The following is a 15702-nucleotide window of genomic DNA, read 5'->3' as shown; positions in this document are numbered from 1 at the left end:
AGGGGAATGCCTGCGGCGCCAAGCCCGACCTCTTCGCGTCTTCGCGTGAATCAAAAAACGCCGCGCCGCTTGCCACCGCACAATAGAACCGCCACCCCACCCTCGTGCAGATCAAGCGGCTCCGCATTGCCGGGTTCAAAAGCTTCGTCGACCCCGCCGACCTCCATATCGAGCCGGGGCTGACCGGCGTCGTCGGCCCCAACGGCTGCGGCAAGTCCAACCTCTTGGAAGCGCTCCGCTGGACGATGGGCGAATCGAGCGCCAAGTCGCTGCGCGGCGCGGGGATGGAGGACGTCATCTTCGCCGGCACCGCGACGCGCCCACCGCGCGCCTTCGCCGAAGTCTCGATCCTGCTCGACGCCGCTGACGGCGACGAACGCGAGGTCGTCCGCCGCATCGAACGCGGCGCCGGCAGCGCCTATCGCATCGACGGCCGCGACGTGCGCGCCAAGGACGTCGCGCTGCTGTTCGCCGACGCCGCCACCGGTGCGCACAGCCCCGCGCTCGTCAGCCAGAACCGGATCAGCGCGGTCATCGCGGCGAAGCCCGCCGAACGCCGCGCGATGCTGGAGGAAGCGGCGGGGATCGCCGGCCTCCACGTCCGCCGCAAGGACGCCGAACAGAAACTGCGCGCGACCGAAGCGAACCTCGAACGCCTCGGCGAACTGATCGCCGATCAGGACGCGCGCGCCGCCTCCTTGCGCCGCCAGGCCCGCGCCGCCGAACGCTATCGTGAGCTGTCGGCAAAGATTCGCCTCGCCGAAGCGCGCATGATCTTCGCCCGCTGGCGCGACGCCGCCGCCGCCGCCGACGCCGCGCGCGCCGAAGCGACCGCCGCCGACACCCGCGTCGCCGAGACGACTGACGCCGAACGCATCGCCGCCGCTGCACAGGCCGACGCCATGGCCGCCGTCGCCACCACCCGCGCCGCCGCACTCGCCGCGCGCGACGCGGCCAACGATCTCGGCCACCGCCTCACCACGCTCCGCGCACAACGCGCCGCCGCCGCGCGCCGGGTGAGCGAACTGGACGAGGCGCGCCGCCGCATCGCCGACGACCGCGCGCGCGAAGGCACGCTCGCCGCCGACGCCGCGCAGGCGCTCGCCCGCCTCGCCGACGAGGTGAGGACGATCGACCGCGCGATCCTATCCGCCGCCGACGAGGCCCCCCGCCTCGACGCGACGCTCGCCGACGCCGAACGCCACGCCCGCGATGCCGAGGTCGCCCTCGCCCAGGGCCTCGCGCGTCAGGCGAGCGAAGCCGCCGAAACCCGCGTCGCCGATGCCGCGCTCGCCGCTGCCCGCACCCGTGCCGATCGCGCCCGCCGCGAGGTCGCACAGGTCGCACAGGCGCTCGCCGCGCTGGGCGACGCCGCCCCCCTCACCGCCGCCCGCGACGAGGCCGCCACGCGTCGGCACCAGGCCCTCGCCCGGGCCGAACAGGCCCGCGACGCGCTCGCCCAGGCGGAGGCGGAGGAACGCGCCGCCATCGCCGGCCGCGACGCCGCCGAAACCACCCGCGCCGCCGCCCGCGCCGACCTCGCCCAAATCGATGCCGAGATCGCCGCGCTTACCCGCGCCACCCAGCGCACGGGCAAGGAAAAGCTGCTCGATCGCCTCGCTCCCGCCGCCGGCTATGAACGCGCGCTCGCCGCCGCGCTCGGCGACGAGCTGGAGGGCGACCCTGCCGCCTGGACCGGTGCCACGCCGCAGCCGGGCGATCCCGCCCCACCACCCGGCACGACCCCCCTCGCCGACCACGTGACCGCCCCCGCCACGCTCGCCCGCCGCCTCGCCCAGTCCTTCGTCGCCGACGCCGACGACGGCCAGCCGCTCGCGGTCGGCCAGCGCCTCGTCACCCCCGCCGGGCACACACGCCGCTGGGACGGCCATGTCGCCGCCGGCAGCGGCGCCGCCGCGGCGGAACGGCTCGAACGCCTCAACCGCCTGAAGGCCCTGCAGGCGGCACGCCCCGCCGCCGCCGCCACGGCCGAGGCCGCCGATACCGCCCGCGCCGACATCGACCGCCGCATCGCGGCCGCCCGCGCCGCTGGGCAAGCCGCCCGCACCGCGCTGACCCAGGCCGACACCGCCATCCGCGACGCCGAACGTGCCGAAGACCGCGCCACCACCGCGCTCGAACGCCTCGCCGGGCAGCGCGCCGACCTCGACGCCCGCGCGTTGCGCGTCGCCGCCGAACACGACGAGGCGGAGGCAGACCGCGCCGCCGCCGAAACTGCCCGCGCCGCTCTGCCCGACGGCCGCGATAGCGCCGCCGCGGTCGCCGCCCTCTCCGCCGTCGCCGAGCGCTGCCGCACCGCCGTCGCGCAGGCCCGCGGCGAGCGTGCCGCCCTCGACCGCGCGGAGCAGTCCAACCGCGAGAGGCTAGCCGCCGCGCAGGTCGACACGCGCAGCTGGCGCGCCCGCGCGGGCGAGGCCGCCAAGCGCATCGCCGACATGGACGCGCGCGAGGTCGCGCTCGCCAAGGAGGCTGCCGATGCCGCCGATCGCCCCGCCGCACTCGACGCCGCCATCGCCACCGCCCATGCCGAACATGACGCCGCACGCCGCGACGCGGATACCCACGCCGCCGCCGAGCGCGACGCCGATGCCGCCGCCCGCCGCGCCGACGACGCGCAACGCCGCGCGATCGAGGCGCTGTCCCAAGCCCGCGAAGCCCGCGCCGGCGCCGCCGCCCGCCTCGAATCGCAGGAATTGCGCCGCGTCGAGATGGGCCGCCTGTCGGGCGAACGCTTCGAATGCCCCGCGCCCGTGCTTCCCGAACGCCTCGGCTTCGCCGGCACCGACGTCGGCACACCCGCCGCGGAAAGCACCATTCACGAACGCCTCACCGCCGACCGCGAGCGCATCGGCCCGGTCAACCTCGTCGCCGAGCGCGAACTCGCCGAGCTGGAAGCGAGCGGCAAGAGCAACGCCGCCGAACGCGACGAACTGGTCGAGGCAGTCCACCGCCTGCGCGGCTCGATCGGCACGCTCAACCGCGAAGGCCGCCAGCGCCTCACCGCCGCGTTCGAAGCCGTCGACGGCCATTTCCGCCGTCTATTTACCACGCTGTTCGACGGGGGCGCCGCGCACCTCGCGCTGGTCGATTCGGACGATCCGCTCGAGGCGGGGCTGGAGATCATGGCGCAACCGCCCGGCAAGCGCCTGCAATCGCTGACGCTTCTATCCGGCGGGGAACAGGCGCTGACCGCGGTCGCGCTGATCTTCGCCTTGTTCCTCACCAACCCCGCGCCGATCTGCGTCCTCGACGAGGTCGACGCGCCGCTGGACGACGCCAATATCGAGCGCTTCTGCGACCTGCTCGACCGGATGACGCGCGAAACGCAGACCCGTTATCTGATCGTCACGCACAATGCGGTGACGATGAGCCGCATGCACCGCCTGTTCGGCGTCACCATGGTCGAACGCGGCGTCAGCCGGCTGGTATCGGTTGATCTGGGCGGCGCGACCAGCCTACTCGCGGCGGAATAGCGGCGCGCAGGCCGGCCAGCACGCGGCCGGTATAGGCCAGGCACATCGCCTGATGCGCCGCCGCCGCGGCGGGATGGTCCGCCTGGATCGATCGCACCGCTTCGGCGAACGATCGCGCGGACAGATAGGGCATGTCCTCTGTCGTCATCTCCGACTCTCCTTGGCAGACCTTATCGCGCACCGTCATTGCGGGGCGATGACTGAGGCTAAAAATCGTGTTGCCTCCGCCCCTTGCCGGCGGCGACGGCGGAACGTATATCGAACGCATGGCCCAGCTCGACACCCGCCAGAAGCTGGAAATCCTTGCCGATGCGGCGAAATATGATGCGTCCTGCGCCTCGTCGGGCACCGCCAAGCGCAACAGCCGAGACGGCAAGGGGCTGGGCTCGACCGAGGGCATGGGCATCTGCCACGCCTACGCCCCCGATGGTCGCTGTATCAGCCTGCTCAAGATCCTGCTGACCAACAGCTGCATCTTCGACTGCCATTATTGCATCAACCGGAAGAGCAGCAACGTCCGCCGCGCGCGCTTCACCGCCAAGGAGGTCGTCGACCTGACGATCGCCTTCTACAAGCGCAACTATATCGAGGGGCTGTTCCTCTCGTCCGGCATCATCAAATCGTCGAACTACACGATGGAGCAGATGGTCGAGGTCGCGCGATCGTTACGCGAAGACCATCACTTCCGCGGCTATATCCATCTCAAGACGATCCCCGACGCCGACCCGGAGCTGGTCCATCAGGCCGGCCTCTACGCCGACCGCGTCTCGATCAACGTCGAACTGCCGACGGTCAGCGGCTTGAAGCGGCTTGCCCCCGAGAAGGACGGCACCCGCATCGAAGGCGCGATGCGCGACGTGAAGGGCGCGATCGCCGACAATGGCGACGCGCGCAAGAAGTACAAATCTGCCCCCCGCTTCGCCCCCGCCGGCCAGTCGACGCAGATGATCGTCGGCGCCGACGCCGCGACCGATGGCGAGATCGTCGCGCGCGCCTCGACGCTCTACGATCGCTTTGGCCTGCGCCGCGTCTATTACAGCGCATTCAGCCCGATCCCCGACGCCAGCACCGTGCTGCCGCTGCAACGCCCGCCGCTGATGCGCGAACATCGCCTGTACCAGTCCGACTGGCTGATGCGCTTTTACGATTACAGCCCGGCCGAGGTCGTCGCCGCCGCCGACGACGCCACCGGCATGCTGCCGCTCGACATCGACCCGAAGCTCGCCTGGGCGCTCAAATTCCGCGATCGCTTCCCCATCGACGTCAACCGCGCGCCCCGCGAAATGCTGCTCCGCGTCCCCGGCCTAGGCGTAAAGGCGGTCGACCGCATCGTCGCCACCCGCCGCTGGCGCCGCCTGCGTCTCGACGATGTCGCGCGCCTGACGGTCAGCGTCGCCAAGGTCCGCCCCTTCATTGTCACCGACGACTGGCGCCCGGTACTGCTCAGCGACCGCGCCGACCTGACACCGCTCGTCGCGCCCAAAAAGCAGCAGCTCGAACTCTTCGCCGCGTGAGAATGACTCGCGGGTGAAACGCCGCGCCCGCTCGCCGGTTGGGCGATGCGAAGGAGACACACCCATGGCCCTCGCCGACATCTACGCAGACCTGAAGCGCGACCACGACAAGCAGCGCAAGATGCTGAAGGAGCTGGCCGAACTGACCGATACGGCCAAGCGCGGCAAATTGTTCGAAACCTTCCGCCTCGAAGTGCAAGCACACGCCGCCGCCGAGGAAGAATCGCTCTACGCCACGATGCTGCGCGACCCCGAGTTGCGCGACGACGCGCGCCATTCGGTGTCGGAGCACAAGGAGGTCGATGACCTGCTCGCCGAGATGACCGAGCTGGAGGTATCGTCGGACGAGTGGAACGAGAAATTCTTCCACATGCGCCGTCGCTACGAACACCACATCACCGAGGAAGAGGAAGAGATGTTCCCCGCCGCGGCCGATGAGCTCGACAGCAAGACCGAGAAGGAACTCGCCACGATCTACGAAGAGCGCAAGCCCGAGGAGCTGAAGCTCGCCAAGGAAAAGCCCGCCGGCGGCGACGACCGCGACTGAGCGGTGAGGTTCGGTACGCCGGCCCCAAACACCTCGTCACTCCGGACTTGTTCCGGAGTCCACCGGGCCGCGAGGGAACAGCAAGAGGCTTCAACCATCCCCCTCGCCGCGGAGTGGACCCCGGAACGAGTCCGGGGTGACGAAAGAGTGTGATGCGCATAATCACCCTCCCCGCCCCCGACGATTTCGACGCGTGGCGCGACGCCGCCCGCCCGCTTGCCGCAGCGGACGTCCCCCCGGATGACATCGTCTGGCAGGTCGGCGACACCCCCGCCGACCTGTTCGCCACCGTCGCCGACGATGCCCCCGCACCGCCGCCCCCCAGCGGCACCCTCTCCGTCCCCCGCGCCTTCATCGATCTCGCCCGCAACGTCGTGCTGTCGAACGATCCCGAACGGTTCGCACTCCTCTACACCGCGCTCGCCCGCCTGCGCCGCGAACCGAAACTGATCGAGGATCAGGCCGACCCGCTCGTCCGCCGTATCGAAGGCCTCGCCAAATCGGTTCGCCGCGACATCCACAAGATGCGCGCCTTCCTCCGCTTCCGCGAGGAACAGGACGATGAGGGCACGCGCTACGTCGCCTGGTTCGAGCCCGACCATCATATCGTCCGCGCCAACGCCGCCTTCTTCGTCAACCGCTTCGCCAGCATGCGCTGGTCGATCCTGACGCCGGAGGTCTCGCTCCACTGGGACGGCAAGGCGCTGTCCGAAGGACCCGGCGCGCAGAAGGCGGACGCCCCCGACGGCGATCCCACCGAAGAGGTGTGGAAGACCTATTACGCCAGCATCTTCAACCCCGCGCGCGTCAAGATCGGCGCGATGCTGAAGGAGATGCCGCGGAAGTATTGGAAGAACATGCCCGAAACCGCGCTGGTCGGGCAGCTGATCGCCGGCGCACAGGCACGGGAAAGCGGCATGATCACCCAGTCACGCGAGGCGCCGGCCATTGGCGACAATGTCACTGCCGCCTGGGCGGCGCTGCGCGACGAAGCCGCGGCCTGCACCCGCTGCCACCTCTACAGGCACGCGACGCAGACCGTCTTCGGCGAAGGTCCGGTCGATGCGCCGCTGATGTTCGTCGGCGAACAGCCCGGCGACCAGGAGGACCTCGCCGGCACGCCGTTCGTCGGCCCCGCCGGGCAGGTCTTCAACCGCGCCATCGCCGAAGCCGAGATCGACCGCGCCCGCGTCTACGTCACCAATGCGGTGAAACACTTCAAATTCGAACAGCGCGGCAAGCGCCGCATCCACGCCAAGCCTGACACTGGCGAAATCCAGGCCTGCCGCTGGTGGATCGAACAGGAACAGATGCTCATCCGCCCGCGCGTCACGGTCGCGCTCGGCGCCACCGCCGCACGGTCCCTGCTCGGCCGGACGGTCACGATCGGCCGCGAACGCGGCAAAGCCATCATCCTCCCCGAGGGCGGCGAGGCCTGGATCACCGTCCACCCGAGCTACTTGCTGCGCCTGCCCGACGAAACGCAAAAGGCCGAGGAATACGCCCGCTTCGTCGAGGACCTGAAACAGGCCAAGGCGGCGATTGGCTAGCCCTCAATTCCTCCCCGGCACGGGGAGGGGGACCGCGCCGCCTAGGCGGCGGGGTGGAGGGGGTTGTCCGCGCACGCCTCGCTCGTGGAAGCCCCCCCGTCACAGCTTCGCGGCGCCACCTCCCCGTGCCGGGGAGGATTTGTCTCACATCGCCCGTGCGTCCTCGCCCATCCGCTCCTGCCGGTCGAGCGCGTCGATCGCCGCCATATCCTCGTCGTCCAGCGTCAGGTCGGCCGCGGCGAAATTATCGCTCATATGCTCAGGATCCGCCGCCTTCGGGATCACCGAAAAGCCATGCGCCAGATGCCAGGCCAGCACCACCTGCGCCGCCGACCGCGCATGCTTGTCCGCGATGCGTACGATCGCCGCGTCCTGCAACAGGTCGCCGCCCTGCCCCAGCGGGCTCCAGCTTTGCGTCACGATGCCATGCGCCTCGTGATACGCCCGCTCTTCCAGCCGCTGGTGCCGCGGGTGCAGCTCGATCTGGTTGAGCACCGGCGTCACGCCCGTCGCCTCGATGATCGCGTCGAGATGCTCGGGCAGGAAGTTCGACACGCCGATCGATCGCGTCTTGCCCGCGTCACGCAGGCGCACCAGCGCCTTCCATGCCTCGACATATTGCCCCTGCCCCGGCGCGGGCCAGTGGATCAGGTACAGGTCGACCGCATCCATCCCCAGCAGCGCGAGGCTTTCGTCCAGCGCGGCCTCAGGATCGCCCTGCCGGTCGTTCCACAGCTTGGTCGTGACGAAGGCATCGCTGCCCGCCAGCCCTTCGCCGACGCCGCGTTCGTTGCGATAGATCGCCGCGGTGTCGATCAGCCGATATCCGGCATCGAGCGCGCCGCGCACCACCAAAGGTGCCTGTGCATCGGGCAGTTTCCAGGTGCCGAAGCCCAATTGGGGCATGGTCCGGCCATCGTTCAGCGTCAGATCGGTCATCGTCGCACAGCGTCCCAGCAGCGTATCCGGTTCCCCCTTCCCTAAACCCGTGCGATCCGCCAAGCCCCCCGCCCATGTTCGAGAAAATCCTGGGCGTCCTCGCCACCTTCACGATCTGGGTCATCTCCAGCGGCGGCTACGTCGGCATCGCGATCCTGATGGCGATCGAAAGCGCCTGCATCCCCCTGCCGTCCGAAATCATCATGCCGTTCGCGGGCTATCTCGTCTCGACCGGCCGCTTCGACCTGTATCTGGCGGCGACCGCGGGCGCGATCGGCTGCAACCTCGGCTCGATCGTCGCCTATGAGATCGGCAAGCGCGGCGGCCGGCCGGTCGCGGAACGCTGGGGCCGCTATCTGCTGATCGGCCCGGGCGAGCTCGACGCCGCGGATCGCTTCTTCGCGCGCTGGGGCTCGATCGCAGTGCTGATCGGCCGCCTGCTCCCCGTCATTCGCAGCTTCATCGCCTTTCCCGCGGGCGTCGCGCGGATGCGGCTGGTGCCCTTCCACGTCTACACCTTCCTCGGCAGCTGGCCGTGGTGCTTCGGCCTCGCCTGGGTCGGCATGAAGCTGGGCAGCAAGTGGGACAGCGACCCCCGCGTCAAGGCCGCCTTCCACCGCGCCGACCTCGCGATCGGCATCATCCTGATCGCCCTCGTCGCCTTCTACATCTGGCACCGCGTCCGCGGCCTGAAGCGCACGCCTCAGGCCTGAACGCGCCGCACCCGCCAGACAAGCCACCCCAGCATCGGCAGCGCGAGCGCGCACCACCAGCGGAAGCCCGCCCAGGGGCTCCAGCCGAACCACTCGCTCGGCATGGTGCGCAGGACACCGTCGGCGAACGGCCCGGCGATCACCGCCTGCCAGACGGGAAAGGCGCTGCCCGGCGGCGCGAAGATTTCGGCCGAGGCGATCGTCGCATTGACCGCGATCGACAGGGCCAGCAGCGCAGCCATGCCGATCCGGATGCTGCGATCCCCGGCATGCGCCCAGGCGGCGGCAAGGCCCAGCGCCAGCGGCGCCACCGCGGGGATCGCGAACCGGGGCCCGGTGGTGTTGCCGCCCTGCCAATAGATATAGGCCGCATTGACTAGCAGCACGACGATCGCCGCCAGCGCTGCGGCAACCGCCAGGCTGCGCGTCCGCGGCCGCTGTCCCCACATCCACAGCCCATATGGCGCCAGCACCAACACGGGCGCGACCCAGATCAGCCCATAGCGCGCGCCGATCGTCACCTCGCGCAGCACCGACACGCGCGGCACGCCCAGCCCGAACAGCCCCTGGTGCATGCCCTCCCAGCCGACGACGCCGGCGTAGCCGATCCGGAACGGCGTTCCGAAGGCGACGAGATTATAGGTCGCGAACGGCACCAGCGCGATCGCCCCGCCGATCAGCGCCGCGCCGATCAGCCAGCCGCGGTCCGCCCGCTCGCGCGCCGCCCACGCCGCCCACAGCGCAATCACTGCGCCGGCCAGCACCGCCTGATGCTCGACCACCATCGCCCAACCGAGCGCCACGCCGGCCAGCAGCGCATGGCCGCTCGCCCCCCGCGGCAGGGACAGTCCGCGCCACACAGCCCAGATCGCCACGACATACAGGTCCGCGACCACCGCATGCCCCAACAGCGTCGTCGACCAGCCCCACACCGGCGTACCCAGCGCATAGCCCAGCGCGGCGAACAACCCCGCGCCCGCGCTGCCGCTCAGCCCTACGCCCAGATCGAACAGCAGCACCGCGGCGAGCGCAGTCAGCAGCGCCGGCCCCATCGCCACCGCCAGCCGCACGCGCAACCGAAGGTAGCGGTCGAAGTCATAGCCCCCGATCGCGCTGTCATAATGGCTTGCCCGGTCGCCGGTGACGCGATCGGCGATCCACACCGCCGGCAGCGCCATCAGCGTCATGCCCGGTGGCTTGTCCAGATAGGTGCGCCCGCCGAACATCGCCTTGTCGATGGTCAGCGTCGCATAGGGATCGATCGAGGCATCGCCGCACTCGACCAGCCCGATCGCCGCGTACATCCGCGTCGCCTGATTGTCGTTGCGCTCCCACGATCCGAACCAGACACAGCTCAGCCAGACGAGCGCGAACAGGACGATGCGCACGTCGCGCATGCCGTCAGCCGAACAGCCAGCGCCCGAGCAACCGGCCGAACGGGAAGGTGAAGAATCCCGCGATCAGCAGCGCCCCCGTCACCATGCCGCGCACGCTGCCCCGGTGCAGCGCAACCTTGTGGGTGCGCGCCGCATACCAGAGTAGCGGCACCTGGATGACCACCCATGCCGACAGGATATGGATAAAGCTGAAGCCGCCGTTCGCCTCGCGGATACCGAACGACAGCAACGCGGTCAGCAGCATCGCCGCCGCCCAGATTCGCCCCAATACGCGATGCCGCCTGTCCCCACGCGGCGACAGCAGAATAATCGGCGTCAGCACCAGCGAGACGAGGATGGTGAGGATATGCGCCCAGACGATCCCCGGCACCATCGCCCATTGCGTCTGCCCGCGAAGGATCGCGGTCAGCACGGCGGCGAGCAGCAGCAGCGCGCCAACCGACAGCCCCTTTTCATAGGTGTCGGCGGCCCGAGGCTTTACCTGTGTTCCGCCCCGTCCGATCGCCGTCGCCATGAGTGCTCCCCCTGACCATGAGGGTAGCCGACGTCGCACGAGCCGCCAAGTCGTTGGTAGGAGCCACGTCCTCCGCCACACCCACTTCGTCACCCCGTACTCGTTCCGGGGTCCACCGGGCCGCGGGGGTAGCGACTGTGTCTCCAGCCGTCCCCCTCGCCGCGGAGTGGACCCCGGACCAAGTCCGGGGTGACGAGGGAGTGTGAGGCAGCGCCTTACGGAACCCGCGCCTCTTCCGCCTTGCGCGCCTGATTCTCCTTACGCGCTGCCCGCGCGCTTTGCAGGAAGCAGCCGGTCTGTCCGCCGGCCCCCACCGTCGAGCAACTCCCCGTGCTGTTCGCGCCGACGCCGGCATCCAGCGTGCCCTGCGCGCGGGCCGCCCAGCTTTCGTTCTGCGGCGTCACTTGGAATTCGCGCAATTCCTTGGGCACGCGATATTGCTCACGCGCGCTGCGGCGTTCGCACACCACGATTTCCTGCCCGTCGCTGTTCGTCGGGCAGCGTTCGTTGCCGTAGAGAACGAGCACGCCGTTGATCGGCGCGCGCTTGGCGACCTCGCCTGGTGCCTGGATCACGACCGGCTTGGGCGCGCCGGGCAGCGCCGGCTTCGTGCTGACCGTCTGCGCCGGGGGCTGGGCCGCCGACTGCGTGCCCTGCGTAAACTCCTGCGCGAACGCGGGGCCGGCGGTCAGCATCAAGGCGGTGGCGATGAAGGCTCGCATGCGTCGTCCTCTCAAATCCTCTTGGCGGTGGCGATCGCGACCTTGCAGCCCAGCCGGATCAGGCCCGACAGGATCGGATAACCGACCGCCTGTTCCGCGCCCGCGGCCAGCGCATGGTCGCGATGCTCCAGTTCCTCGGCCTGGAAATCGGCGATCGCGTCCGACAATTCGGGATCGCTGTCGCCCAGTTCGTCACGCTGCTGCTGATAGTGTTTGTCGATCTCGGTCTCGACCGCCGCGGTGCAGGCCATCGCCGCATTCGGCCCGATCGCCGCGGTGATCGCGCCCAGCGCAAAGCCCGCCTTGTCCCAGAACGGCTGGAACAGCGTCGGCCGCACGCCGCGGCGCGCCATCATCGCATCGAAGAACGCGCGGTGCCGCTCCTCTTGCGCGGCCATATGATGGATCGCGCGCGACGCCGGATGCCGGTCGCCCAGCACCGCCAGCTGGCCCGCATAGATACGCGTCGCGCCATATTCCCCCGCCTGATCGACGCGGATCATCGCCTTCGTCGCCTCGCGCCGGTCGCCGGGGCGCCAGTGCGGCCTGCGCGCGTTCGCGATCGTCCCGGTCATCGTGCCTTCCTCATCCACCATAGGATCAGCAACGCGCCACCCAGCGAAAAGATCGCGTTGAACCCGGCGAGCGAGATGCCGAACAGCGTCCACTGCGGCGTATCACAGCGCACCATGGGCGCGTGCATCAGCGCTTCCAGCCGCGCATCCGGGCCCAGGCCGCGCAGGTCGACCGTCTGGGTGCAGGCGGTAAAGCCTTCCCACCAATGATATTCGACGCCGGCATGCGCCACGCCGATCGCGCCCGATACCGCGATCAGCAGCGCGGCGATCACCACCAGCGCCTTGGCGATGCTCCGCTGCGGCACGACGAATGCCAGCAGCGCGAACGGCAGCGCCGCATAATGCGGCCAGCGCTGCCAGTGGCACATCTCGCACGGGTAGAGGTGCCCGACGAGCTGAGAGAACCACGCCCCCGCCAGCAGTGCCGCGGGCAGCAGCAGCGCAAGGGCCCGCGCGCGCCGCTCGGCGGGGGTGAACGCGCGGCTCACTTGCCGCCCGGCCGGCTGGAGGGCACCGGCTTCGTCGCCGCGGCGACCTGCGCCGCGCCACCCAGCCGCGCGACCGTCTTCAGCGCATAATAGAGCTGGAAGTCGTCGATCCCCTGCTTCTTCAACTGCTCCGCGGTCATCGCGAAGCGCGGATCGTCCTTGGTGTCTTCCTCGAGGATCTTGTTATCCGCCTTCACCTCGTTGATCAGGTGGCGGCGCAGGTCGGCCTCGCGGAACACGGGGCGCGTCTTGATGTCGGGATCGCTGATCTGCGGTACGCGGATATCGGGCTCGATGCCGCCTTCCTGCACGCTGCGGCCCGACGGCGTGTAATAGCGCGCCGTGGTCAGGCGCAGCGCGGTCTGCGGGCCGAGCGGCAGCAGCGTCTGCACCGATCCCTTGCCGAAGCTGCGCTCGCCCATGATCAGCGCGCGGTGATGATCCTGCAGCGCGCCCGCGACGATTTCGGACGCCGAGGCCGTACCGGGGTTGGTCAGCACCACCACCGGCAGCCCATGCGCATCGTCGCCCGGCTTGGCGAAATAGCGTTCGATGTCGCTCTTCTCGCGCCCGCGCTGCGAAACGATCTCGCCATGATCCAGGAAGGCGTCGCTCACCGCGATCGCCTGCGTCAGCAAACCGCCGCCATTGTCGCGCAGGTCGACCACATAGCCCAGCGGTCGATGCCCCAGGCTCTTGTCGATCGCCATGATCGCCGCGCGCGTGTCCGCGCCGGTGCTTTCGGAGAAGGTGTTGATGTTGATGTAGCCGACGTCGCCGCGCACCTCCCACTTCACCGGGCGCTGCACGATCACCTCGCGCGTCATCGTGATGTCGAGCGGCTTGTCCTGTCCGGGGCGGACGATCGTCATGCTGATCTTGCTGCCCGGCTTGCCGCGCATCAGCGCCACCGCCTCGTCCAGCGTCTCGCCGTAGATCAGCTTGCCATCGATATGCGTGATGTAATCGCCCGACTTCACACCGGCGCGATAGGCGGGCGTATCCTCCTGCGGCGCGACGACCTTTACCGCGCCGTCCTCCATCTGGACGGTGAGGCCGAGGCCGCCGTAATTGCCCTCGGTCTGGATCTTGAGATTGTCGTAGTCGAGCGCGTCGACATAGCTCGAATGCGGGTCGAGGCTCGCGAGCATGCCCTCGATCGCGCCCTTGATCAGCTTCTTGTCGTCGACCTTGTCGACGTAATCGGCCTTGATCCGGTTGAAGACGTCGAGGAACTGGTCGAATTCGCGATAGGTATCCGTGTCCACCGCCGCCATCGCCTGCGTGGCGAGCGGGATCAGGGATAGGGAACCGATGATAGCAGTCGCGGTCAGCAGCGGACGGGGCATCGAAAGTCCTGCAAGGCGGGAGAACCCCGCACGTCTATCCCTTTTGCGAGCCGGAGCAAAGCACGGCGAGGCTGAACCGTCGCTGACGGCGCAGCGCGCCTGCTGCCGATCCGTCGATCGCATCCGCACGCCCCCTCCCGTCTTTGCGAGCGGAGCGGGGCAAGGACGAACCGGAAGACCGGACACGCCTGGTCGACGCGAACCGTCGGCACCCTCAGCCCAGCAGCGCGGCGATATCCACCGGCCGCCCGCGGCGACGCAATTCAACGGTGATCCGCGGCTCTTCGCCCCCCGCCGCCCTGCCTAGAGGCGCTCCCGCCGCGATCCGCTCGCCCGGCCGAACGCCCGCCGCGGCGAGCCCGGTGACGAGGCTGGTCCAGCCGTCGCCATGGTCGAGGATCACGATCGTGCCATAGCCGCGATACGCCTTGGCATAGCGCACCACGCCCCCCGCCGGCGCCACCACCGGCGCGCCCGCCGCGACCACAAAGGTCAGCCCGCGCGACCGCACGCCCGCGTCGGAAATCTCGCCCGTCCCGGTGACGAGCCGCCCACGCACCGGCAGGCGATACGCCCCCGCCGCCGGCACCGGTACGCGCGTTCCGGGCGCCAGCGGGCGCGGCAGGGGCCCGGGCAGTGCCGCCAGATCCGCCGCAGTCGCCTGTGCCACCGCATCGTCGCCGAGCGATTCGACCAGGTCCCGCGCGCGTTCGCCCAGCGCCAGCGCCCGATCCTCCTCGCTCATCGCATGGCGCCCGAGCGCGCTGGCGCGACGCCTGTGCGCCGCCTCCAGCGTCGCGAGCGCGACCCGGTCCGTCTCCAGCTGCGCCCGCCCGCGCCGCAGCGCCGCCGCAGCGACCGCCGCGTCTCGCTCCAGCCCCCGCGTCCGTGCGATCTGCCGCCGCACGCCATCGGTCCGCTGCTGCACCAGCGGCAGCGCCCCGCCCAGCACGGCGCGGACGTGGACGAGGTCGTCGATCGATCCCGGCTGCGCGATCGCAACCACCGCCGGCCGGCGCGCCAAGGCGGTCAGCGCCGCGAGCAATCGCGCGACTGGCGCCTGCTGCGTGGCAAGAGTGGTCTGCTGATCCGCCAGCAACCGCGTGACGATCGCCTGCCGCGCCCGCGCCGCCGCCAGATTGGCCTCCGCCGCCCGCACCCGCGCCGCCAGCGCCGCCTCTTCGGCCCGCGCCTTGTCCGCAGCGTTGCGTTCGGCCGCCGCGTCGCGCGCCAGCGCTTCGGCCCGACGCGTGGCGATCACCGCGTCGCGCTTGGCCGCGACGAGCCGCTGGCGCTGGTCGACGACGGGCTGGCTTTCGGCAGGCACCGCGAGTGTGAGGAAAGCGAGACAACAGAATGCGACGCGCCTACCCTCACCCTTCGCCGCCTTCGGCGGCTTTTCCCTCTCCCAGCGGGAGAGGGAGGGAGCGGCGTAGCCGCGGAAGGGTGAGGGCGGGTGCGGGATGGCAGCCATCACCCCTCCCGATGATAGGGATGCCCCGCCAAAATCGCGGTCGCGCGGAACAGCTGCTCGGCCAGCATCGCCCGCGCCAGCATGTGCGGCCAGGTCGCACGCCCGAACGACAGCAACAGGTCCGCGCCCGCCCGCTCGACATCGTCGAAACCGTCCGCCGCGCCGATCAGGAAGCGCAGCTCGCGCGTGCCGCTATCGCGCCACCGCTCGATCCGCCGCGCAAAGTCCAGCGAGCCGAGCACTTCGCCCTTCTCGTCCAGCATCACCCGCACCGTCTGCGGCTCCATCGCGGGCACCTTGCCGCCGGTATCGGGCAGTTCGGTGACGCGCGTCGGCCAGACGATCCGCCTCAGATAGCGATCGACCAGCTCCGCCTCAGGCGATCGCCCGATCTTGCCGCGCGCCACGATGTGGAGAAGGATG

General features: G+C 70.1%; 15 protein-coding genes. 5 read left to right on the top strand and 10 right to left on the bottom strand.

All coding sequences use genetic code 11. The features are described from left to right. Nucleotides 1–104: 104 nt before the first annotated feature. Complete coding sequence (locus GGR47_RS06885) at nt 105–3494, top strand: chromosome segregation SMC family protein (RefSeq protein ID WP_183949482.1); 3390 nt, start codon at nt 105–107, stop codon at nt 3492–3494. Here GGR47_RS06885 and GGR47_RS06880 read toward each other — a convergent pair. After that, the gene (locus tag GGR47_RS06880) at nt 3436–3642 is read right to left on the bottom strand and encodes a hypothetical protein (RefSeq protein ID WP_147037206.1); all 207 of its coding nucleotides are present in this window, start codon (nt 3640–3642) and stop codon (nt 3436–3438) included. The two genes, GGR47_RS06885 and GGR47_RS06880, sit on opposite strands and share 59 nt — an antisense overlap. 118 nt (nt 3643–3760) lie before the next feature. Here GGR47_RS06880 and GGR47_RS06875 point away from each other — a divergent pair, with 118 nt between their 5' ends. The 3 genes from GGR47_RS06875 to GGR47_RS06865 all read left to right on the top strand — a co-directional run bounded on the left by GGR47_RS06875 (nt 3761) and on the right by GGR47_RS06865 (nt 7105). Then, nucleotides 3761–5008 carry a putative DNA modification/repair radical SAM protein gene (locus GGR47_RS06875; protein WP_147037213.1) on the top strand — a complete coding sequence of 416 codons (1248 nt, stop codon included), beginning with the start codon at nt 3761–3763 and terminating at the stop codon, nt 5006–5008. Between the two features lie 64 nt (nt 5009–5072). Continuing rightward, nucleotides 5073–5555, top strand: a complete 483-nt coding sequence (locus GGR47_RS06870) for a hemerythrin domain-containing protein (RefSeq protein WP_147037207.1) — start codon at nt 5073–5075, stop codon at nt 5553–5555. Nucleotides 5556–5707: 152 nt separating this feature from the next. Continuing rightward, nucleotides 5708–7105, top strand: a complete 1398-nt coding sequence (locus GGR47_RS06865) for a UdgX family uracil-DNA binding protein (RefSeq protein ID WP_147037208.1) — start codon at nt 5708–5710, stop codon at nt 7103–7105. Between the two features lie 144 nt (nt 7106–7249). Here the strand turns inward: GGR47_RS06865 and GGR47_RS06860 are convergent, their stop codons facing one another. Beyond that, nucleotides 7250–8044: an aldo/keto reductase gene (locus GGR47_RS06860; protein ID WP_147037209.1), complete on the bottom strand. Its 795-nt coding sequence runs from the start codon at nt 8042–8044 to the stop codon at nt 7250–7252. Between the two features lie 74 nt (nt 8045–8118). Here GGR47_RS06860 and GGR47_RS06855 point away from each other — a divergent pair, with 74 nt between their 5' ends. Next, nucleotides 8119–8757: a DedA family protein gene (locus GGR47_RS06855; protein WP_147037210.1), complete on the top strand. Its 639-nt coding sequence runs from the start codon at nt 8119–8121 to the stop codon at nt 8755–8757. Here GGR47_RS06855 and GGR47_RS06850 read toward each other — a convergent pair. The 8 genes from GGR47_RS06850 to GGR47_RS06815 form a co-directional block, all read right to left on the bottom strand. Continuing rightward, complete coding sequence (locus tag GGR47_RS06850) at nt 8748–10154, bottom strand: hypothetical protein (protein ID WP_147037211.1); 1407 nt, start codon at nt 10152–10154, stop codon at nt 8748–8750. The genes GGR47_RS06855 and GGR47_RS06850 overlap by 10 nt on opposite strands. A 4-nt stretch (nt 10155–10158) precedes the next feature. Continuing rightward, nucleotides 10159–10668 (bottom strand): DUF2306 domain-containing protein, encoded by a 510-nt coding sequence (locus GGR47_RS06845; protein ID WP_147037212.1) that lies wholly within the window; start codon nt 10666–10668, stop codon nt 10159–10161. Nucleotides 10669–10883: 215 nt separating this feature from the next. Beyond that, on the bottom strand, nt 10884–11390 hold the full coding sequence (locus GGR47_RS06840) for a hypothetical protein (protein ID WP_147037403.1): 507 nt from the start codon (nt 11388–11390) through the stop codon (nt 10884–10886). A gap of 11 nt (nt 11391–11401) precedes the next feature. Beyond that, the gene (locus GGR47_RS06835) at nt 11402–11965 is read right to left on the bottom strand and encodes a demethoxyubiquinone hydroxylase family protein (RefSeq protein ID WP_147037404.1); all 564 of its coding nucleotides are present in this window, start codon (nt 11963–11965) and stop codon (nt 11402–11404) included. Beyond that, nucleotides 11962–12456, bottom strand: a complete 495-nt coding sequence (locus GGR47_RS06830; protein WP_017980267.1) for a disulfide bond formation protein B — start codon at nt 12454–12456, stop codon at nt 11962–11964. Before GGR47_RS06830 ends, GGR47_RS06835 begins: the two co-directional genes overlap by 4 nt. Further along, nucleotides 12453–13805: a S41 family peptidase gene (locus tag GGR47_RS06825; RefSeq protein WP_017980268.1), complete on the bottom strand. Its 1353-nt coding sequence runs from the start codon at nt 13803–13805 to the stop codon at nt 12453–12455. The genes GGR47_RS06830 and GGR47_RS06825 overlap by 4 nt, the downstream gene beginning before the upstream one ends. Nucleotides 13806–14019: 214 nt before the next feature. After that, a complete protein-coding gene (locus tag GGR47_RS06820) occupies nt 14020–15279 on the bottom strand; it encodes a murein hydrolase activator EnvC family protein (protein ID WP_246342954.1) in 1260 nt (419 codons plus the stop codon). Beyond that, the gene (locus tag GGR47_RS06815; RefSeq protein ID WP_147036636.1) at nt 15279–15701 is read right to left on the bottom strand and encodes a 23S rRNA (pseudouridine(1915)-N(3))-methyltransferase RlmH; all 423 of its coding nucleotides are present in this window, start codon (nt 15699–15701) and stop codon (nt 15279–15281) included. Before GGR47_RS06815 ends, GGR47_RS06820 begins: the two co-directional genes overlap by 1 nt. Nucleotide 15702 lies beyond the last annotated feature (1 nt).

The sequence above is a fragment of the Sphingomonas aquatilis genome (genome assembly GCF_014196115.1).
GTDB lineage: Bacteria > Pseudomonadota > Alphaproteobacteria > Sphingomonadales > Sphingomonadaceae > Sphingomonas > Sphingomonas aquatilis.
Note: the sequence above shows the minus strand (reverse complement) of the source record. Positions and strands in the feature narration are given on the sequence as shown.

What these genes read in the sequence shown, in the direction of transcription:
- GGR47_RS06870 (WP_147037207.1), top strand. Translation starts at nt 5,073, where the DNA reads ATGGCCCTCGCCGACATCTACGCAGACCTGAAGCGCGACCACGACAAG.
- GGR47_RS06860 (WP_147037209.1), bottom strand. Translation starts at nt 8,044, where the DNA reads ATGACCGATCTGACGCTGAACGATGGCCGGACCATGCCCCAATTGGGC.
- GGR47_RS06880 (WP_147037206.1), bottom strand. Translation starts at nt 3,642, where the DNA reads ATGACGACAGAGGACATGCCCTATCTGTCCGCGCGATCGTTCGCCGAA.
- GGR47_RS06865 (WP_147037208.1), top strand. Translation starts at nt 5,708, where the DNA reads ATGCGCATAATCACCCTCCCCGCCCCCGACGATTTCGACGCGTGGCGC.
- GGR47_RS06875 (WP_147037213.1), top strand. Translation starts at nt 3,761, where the DNA reads ATGGCCCAGCTCGACACCCGCCAGAAGCTGGAAATCCTTGCCGATGCG.
- GGR47_RS06820 (WP_246342954.1), bottom strand. Translation starts at nt 15,279, where the DNA reads ATGGCTGCCATCCCGCACCCGCCCTCACCCTTCCGCGGCTACGCCGCT.
- GGR47_RS06835 (WP_147037404.1), bottom strand. Translation starts at nt 11,965, where the DNA reads ATGACCGGGACGATCGCGAACGCGCGCAGGCCGCACTGGCGCCCCGGC.
- GGR47_RS06845 (WP_147037212.1), bottom strand. Translation starts at nt 10,668, where the DNA reads ATGGCGACGGCGATCGGACGGGGCGGAACACAGGTAAAGCCTCGGGCC.
- GGR47_RS06825 (WP_017980268.1), bottom strand. Translation starts at nt 13,805, where the DNA reads ATGCCCCGTCCGCTGCTGACCGCGACTGCTATCATCGGTTCCCTATCC.
- GGR47_RS06850 (WP_147037211.1), bottom strand. Translation starts at nt 10,154, where the DNA reads ATGCGCGACGTGCGCATCGTCCTGTTCGCGCTCGTCTGGCTGAGCTGT.
- GGR47_RS06840 (WP_147037403.1), bottom strand. Translation starts at nt 11,390, where the DNA reads ATGCGAGCCTTCATCGCCACCGCCTTGATGCTGACCGCCGGCCCCGCG.
- GGR47_RS06855 (WP_147037210.1), top strand. Translation starts at nt 8,119, where the DNA reads ATGTTCGAGAAAATCCTGGGCGTCCTCGCCACCTTCACGATCTGGGTC.